This window comes from uncultured Acetatifactor sp. (assembly GCF_948601915.1).
GTDB lineage: Bacteria > Bacillota > Clostridia > Lachnospirales > Lachnospiraceae > Acetatifactor.
Genome location: NZ_CAPDXS010000219.1, coordinates 1 through 5,870, shown reverse-complemented (window position 1 = coordinate 5,870; position 5,870 = coordinate 1). Strand labels below are relative to the sequence as shown.

The following is a 5,870-nucleotide window of genomic DNA, read 5'->3' as shown; positions in this document are numbered from 1 at the left end:
GACGACCGTATCGTTTTGGGCGCTGCCGAAATGAAAATGTGCGGTGCCGGCAGAGACATAGATGATCTGGAAATCCAGTCTTCCCCTGGGCCGGTACGTGGGCAGCTTCGGATGCGTGTGCAGGCGGTACGTGCCGCAGCTTCCGACGATCAGGGGTCTTGATTTATCTTTGAAATCGATAAGCGAATTGTGCAGATATCCCGAATTTAGATACATATGCGGCGCCTCCCGGTGGTTGATACCTATATAGTATCATTTTGTGCATGTTTTGTCTAATTGTATTTATGGACTTTATCGGCTTAAAATCCTAGAATAAAATCACAGAATACATCGACAGAACAAAAAAGTGTATATTGAAAGGAGGGCGCAAAAATGATCGTACCGAGATACTACGAGAATCTTAACGTTCTGCACGACAAAACGATGCCGGCGCGGGCATATTATGTTCCGGCCTCAGCGAGAATGGATGATCCTGTGGAGCAGAGGGAGGAATCGGACCGCCTGCAGCTTTTAAACGGAAGCTGGAAGTTCCGGTATTTTGCGAGTATCTATGATGTGACGGATGCATTTTATGAGCAGGGGTATGACGTTTCGGGTTTTGACGGGATAACCGTTCCCGGGGTCTGGCAGACGGCAGGGTATGATACCCACCAGTATACGAATATCAGGTATCCGTTTCCCTTTGACCCGCCGTATGTTCCGCAGGATATCCCGTGCGGCGCATATGTCCGTGAGTTTGACTACCGGCCGGACGGGCGTGCGCCAAAGGCATACTTAAATTTTGAGGGCGTGGAATCCTGTTTCTATGTGTGGATCAACGGGGTTTATGTGGGGTACAGTCAGGTGTCTCACGCGACGAGTGAGTTTGACGTGACCGGGATGCTCTGGGAGGGAAAAAACAGAATCGCAGTGCTTGTCCTGAAATGGTGCGACGGCAGCTACCTGGAGGATCAGGATAAATTCCGCATGAGCGGCATCTTCCGCGATGTGTATCTGCTGAGCCGTCCGGAGCAGTGCGTGTACGATTATTTCATCAGGACCAAGCTGGACAGAGAGGCCGGAAAAGCCCAGGTGGATATCAGCCTCTCCTATCTGGACAGGGAGATTCCCGTGCGGGTGTCCATAGAGGACGCGGAGGGAAAGGTCCTGGCGCAGACGGAAGGCACAGGCCATGTGACCCTGCCCATGGAGGGAATCAGGCTCTGGAGCGCGGAGACGCCCTATCTCTATACATTGGTCATGGAGACGGAAGGGGAAGTCGTCACCGAGGAGCTTGGCCTGCGGGAGGTGGAGATCAGGGACGGCGTGCTGTATTTCAACGGACAGAACATCAAGCTCCACGGCGTGAACCGTCACGACAGCGATCCCGTCACCGGCTTCACCATCAGCCTGGCCCAGATGCATAAGGACATGACGCTGATGAAGGAGCACAATGTGAACGGCATCCGCACCAGCCATTATCCCAATGCGCCCCAGTTCTATCAGCTCTGCGACAGGTACGGCTTCTATGTCATGGACGAGGCGGACAATGAGAGCCACGGGGCGGAGCGTGCCTACGGCCAGAAGTACCTGGACAGCAATAAATGGATCGCTGACAATCCGGACTTCATCGAGTCCACCGTGGACAGGACCAAAAAGTGCGTCATAAGGGACAAGAACAGGCCCTGCGTCTTCGCCTGGTCCATGGGCAACGAGGGGGCTTACGGCTGTACCTTCGAGGAGGCATTGAAGTGGACGAAATCCTATGATGACACACGTGTCACCCATTATGAGAACGCCTACCATGTGCCCGAGGACAGGGTGACGGATTATTCCAATCTGGATATCCACAGCCAGATGTATTCCGCGCCGGACAGCATACGGGAGTATTTTGACAAAGCGGAGGAGAAGGACAGCGACCACTGCTATGAAGCGCCCCTCAAGAGGCCTTTCTTCCAGTGCGAATACTGCCATGCCATGGGCAACGGACCCGGGAATCTGGAGGACTATTTCCAGGTGTTCCAGGCCTACGACGGTGCCTGCGGCGGCATGGTCTGGGAGTGGTGCGACCACGCCATCTACAAGGGGCGCACGATTGAGGGCAAGGAGATGTACTTCTACGGCGGAGACCACGGGGAGTATCCCCATGACGGGAATTTCTGCATGGACGGGCTGGTATACCCGGACCGCAGGCCCCACACGGGACTGAAGGAGCACTGGAACGTGTACCGTCCCGCCAGGGTGGCGCAGTTCGATGCCGCCACGGGAACCGTGAAGATACATAATTACATGGATTTCCTGAACCTGAAGGATTATTGTACGCTTGCCTGGGAGGTGAGCTGCGACGGCGTAAGAAAGTCCTGCGGGACAGTGGAGGACGCCGCTCTTCTGGACATCGCGCCCCACAAAGAGGGAGAGGTCAGGCTGGACATCCCTGCCGTGGCGGAAGCGGGCAGGAAGTTTCTGAAGGTGACATGGATCCTGCGGGAGGACAATGGCGTGCTGAAGGCCGGCAGGGAGATGGGCTTCGACGAGGTGGAGCTTACGGCGGATCAGTGCGCACCTGCCAGGAAGCTCCTGGATATGCCCATGGAGCGCGAGGGCAGCGGGCTTACGGTGCAGGAGGACGATCATTATCTGACAGTAGTGTCGGAAAAGTTCTGCTACACCTATGATAAATTGAAGGGGCTGTTCTCCAGGATGGTGAATGCCAACCAGAACCTTCTGGAGCATCCCATGGAGTACAATGTCTGGCGCGCGCCTACGGACAATGACAGGAATATCCGCAGTATCTGGGAGGAATGCCACTATGAGCGCCCTGCCACCAGGGCTTACGGCACATCCTGTGAAAACGGGGAAAAGGATGGTAGGCAGTATGTGGAGATCGCCAGCGATGTGTCCCTCTCCTCCGTGTACAAGCAGAGAATCGTGGATATCCGCGCCGCATGGCGCGTATGGGCGGACGGCAGCGTGGACGTGAGGCTGGATGTGAAGAAGGATTCCAAGCTTCCCAGGCTGCCCAGGTTCGGCGTCCGCATGATGCTGCCCCAGGACATGAGGCAGGTGGAATACTACGGATTAGGGCCCATGGAGAGCTATGCGGACAAGCGCCGTGCCTCCTACCACGGCAGGTTCACAGAGACCGTGGATTCCCTGTTCGAGGACTATATCCGTCCTCAGGAGAACGGGAGCCACTGCGATGTGAGCTTCGTGGAGCTGTCCAGGGAGAACGTGAAGCTCTCCGTGGCCGCCGAAAAGCCCTTCTCCTTCAACGCTTCCCGCTATACCCAGGAGGAGCTGACGGAGAAAGCCCATAACTTTGAGCTTGTCCCCAGCGGCCACACCGTGCTGTGCATCGACTACACCCAGGACGGCATCGGCTCCAACAGCTGCGGCCCGGGGCCCGAGAAGCAGTACCAGTTTCTGGAGGAGGAATTCACCTTTGCCTTCGGCATCCGCGTGGAGGGCCAGGCGTAAGGATTCCCTGAAGGGACGGATCATGAGGATACAGGAAAAAGACCTGCGGTTTACGGCCGCGGGTCTTTTTTTCAAAAATCCGTTGACAAATGGGCCTGATATGTTAGAATGGACATATGGCGGGACGACTCCCGTGCCAAATCAGTTCTCTCTTTTATCATGACAAGGGCAGATTTGCCTTGTCTCCGAAATTTGAGAAAATCTATGCTTTTATCCTCAGGACACAATCGATAAAGGCAGGAGAAGGGAATCCGGCTTTTCCTGCAGACAAGGGAAAAGACGGAACATTTTTATCAGACGAAGGAGGTAGAACTATGACATTGACGGCAGAGGATCTGTTGGCCATATCGCAGATGATGGAGGAGATGCTGGATAGGAAGCTGGACGCGAGACTGAAGCCAATCGAGCATGAACTGAAGGTCTTGAAAGCCGAAGTGAAGGATTTGAAAGGCGAAGTGAAGGGCCTGAAAGCCGAAGTAGATGGCCTGAAAGCCAAAGTAGATGGCCTGAAAGGCGAAGTGAAGGGCCTGAAAGCCGAAGTAGATGGCCTGAAAGCCGAAGTAGATACTTTAAAAACCGAAATACATCAGATAAAGCTGTTCCAGGAGAACATAATCATGCCCCGCCTGAACGACATCGAGGCCTGCTATACAAGCACATACCAGCGCTATAAAGACCATGCGGACAGGATGGAACAGACATACGAGGACGTGGCCCTGCTGAAGAAGGTGGTGGCCAGCCACTCGGAGATGCTCCAGAGGGCAGGCATAGCATGAACCGGAGCGCCATGAGGATAAAAGCAGAGTAACCTACAAAAGAGGATAGAGACAGCAAGGAGGCAAGCGTATGATTGATTTTCTGAAAGAGGCAGCGGGAGTGGTCCCGTCAAAGAGGCAGCTTGCGTGGTTCGACACGGGCTTCTACGCATTCATGCATTTCGGCGTGAACACCTACACCGACAGGGAGTGGGGAGACGGGACGGAAGACGAGAGCATCTTCAATCCGGAGAAGCTGGACTGCCGCCAGTGGGCCAGGACAGTGCGGGAAGCCGGGATGAAGGGCATGATACTGACGGCCAAGCACCACGACGGGTTCTGCCTGTGGCCCTCCAAGTACACGGAGCACAGCGTGAAGAATTCCCCCTGCAAGAGGGACGTGGTAGGGGAGGCGGCCCAGGCCTGTAAGGAGGAGGGCCTGCGCTTCGGGGTCTATCTCTCCCCCTGGGACAGGAACAGCGCCCATTACGGTACGCCGTCCTACAATGATTACTATTGCAACCAACTGGAGGAGCTGCTCACACAGTACGGCGAGCTGTTCTGCATCTGGTTCGACGGGGCCTGCGGGGAGGGACCGGACGGGAAGAAGCAGGAATACGATTTCCCGCGCTACATAGAGCTGGTGAGGAAGTATCAGCCGAATGCCGTTATCTTCTATGACAGAGGGCCGGACGTGCGCTGGTGCGGCAACGAAGCCGGCACGGGAAGGTTTTCCGAATGGGCTGTGGTTCCCGGCGAGCTGTGCTATTTCGCGGAGCGGCAGACAGGCCCCGGCCCTATGGCGGCAGAGGGGGATCTGTCCTACCTCTACAATACGGACAGCTTCATCGGCAGCATGAGCAGCATCCTGTATTCCAGGGGGCTTGCCTTCGCTCCCTCGGAGATGGACACCTCCATCCGCCCCGGATGGTTCTGGCACAGGGAGGAGGAGCCCAAGTCCCTGGAGAAGCTTTTCCAGATATACTTAAGCTCCGTGGGCGGCAACGCCTGCCTGAACCTGAACATCCCGCCCACCAGAGACGGACTGCTGGACGAGAGGGACGTGAAGAGGCTTCGGGAATTCCGGGAGCTGCTGGACAGGGAATTCGGCCATCCCATCCCCGGAAAGGTGGAGAAGCTGGATACCGGACACCCCACCCAGCCGGAATACCTGGTGACCCTGGAGAAACCCGTGTCCCAGGTGAAGTACGTGGAGCTGAAAGAGGACATCGCCAGAGGGCAGAGGGTGGAGAGCTTCCGGGTAGAAGCCATGTTTTCCAGCGGCGGCCAGTTCCCCCTCTTCCAGGGAACCGTGATCGGAAACAGGAAGATCTGCGCGCTGACAGACCCCTTCGCGGAGCAGAACAGGCTCTTAGACGACAGCGGGGAGAAAATCGACAAGCTGCTGGTCAAGATTACGGCCGCCAGGGACGAAGTGTTCCTGAAGGAGATTTCTATTTACTGAAAAAATCCGGTTGGCTGCCGGACGCCTTATTATGAAGAAACGGGCAAGGAGAGCTGACAGTCAGACCTGCAGGCCATTGCGGCAATCAAATACCCCGCTGCAAGCAACGGGGTATCAATCTTGCAGCGCTGCAGAGCAGCGGGGTATTTGACCCTCGCGGCATTCGTCAAATGTGCATGCAAGCATGCCCACTT

The 5,870-nt window shown here is 55.9% G+C and carries 3 protein-coding genes and 1 pseudogene; 3 read left to right on the top strand and 1 reads right to left on the bottom strand.

Annotated features, from left to right (window positions below):
- Positions 1 to 216 (bottom strand): annotated as a pseudogene (locus tag Q2B33_RS22955) (AraC family transcriptional regulator); the annotation flags it as partial.
- Between the two features lie 156 nt (positions 217 to 372).
- Here Q2B33_RS22955 and Q2B33_RS22950 point away from each other — a divergent pair.
- The 3 genes from Q2B33_RS22950 to Q2B33_RS22940 all read left to right on the top strand — a co-directional run bounded on the left by Q2B33_RS22950 (position 373) and on the right by Q2B33_RS22940 (position 5,676).
- A complete protein-coding gene (locus Q2B33_RS22950; RefSeq protein WP_300914279.1) occupies positions 373 to 3,456 on the top strand; it encodes a glycoside hydrolase family 2 TIM barrel-domain containing protein in 3,084 nt (1,027 codons plus the stop codon).
- 314 nt (positions 3,457 to 3,770) lie between these two features.
- Positions 3,771 to 4,232: a hypothetical protein gene (locus tag Q2B33_RS22945; protein ID WP_300783183.1), complete on the top strand. Its 462-nt coding sequence runs from the start codon at positions 3,771 to 3,773 to the stop codon at positions 4,230 to 4,232.
- 70 nt (positions 4,233 to 4,302) lie between these two features.
- Entirely contained in the window at positions 4,303 to 5,676 is a 1,374-nt protein-coding gene (locus Q2B33_RS22940; RefSeq protein WP_296457475.1) for an alpha-L-fucosidase, read from the top strand.
- The last annotated feature ends 194 nt before the right edge of the window (positions 5,677 to 5,870 follow it).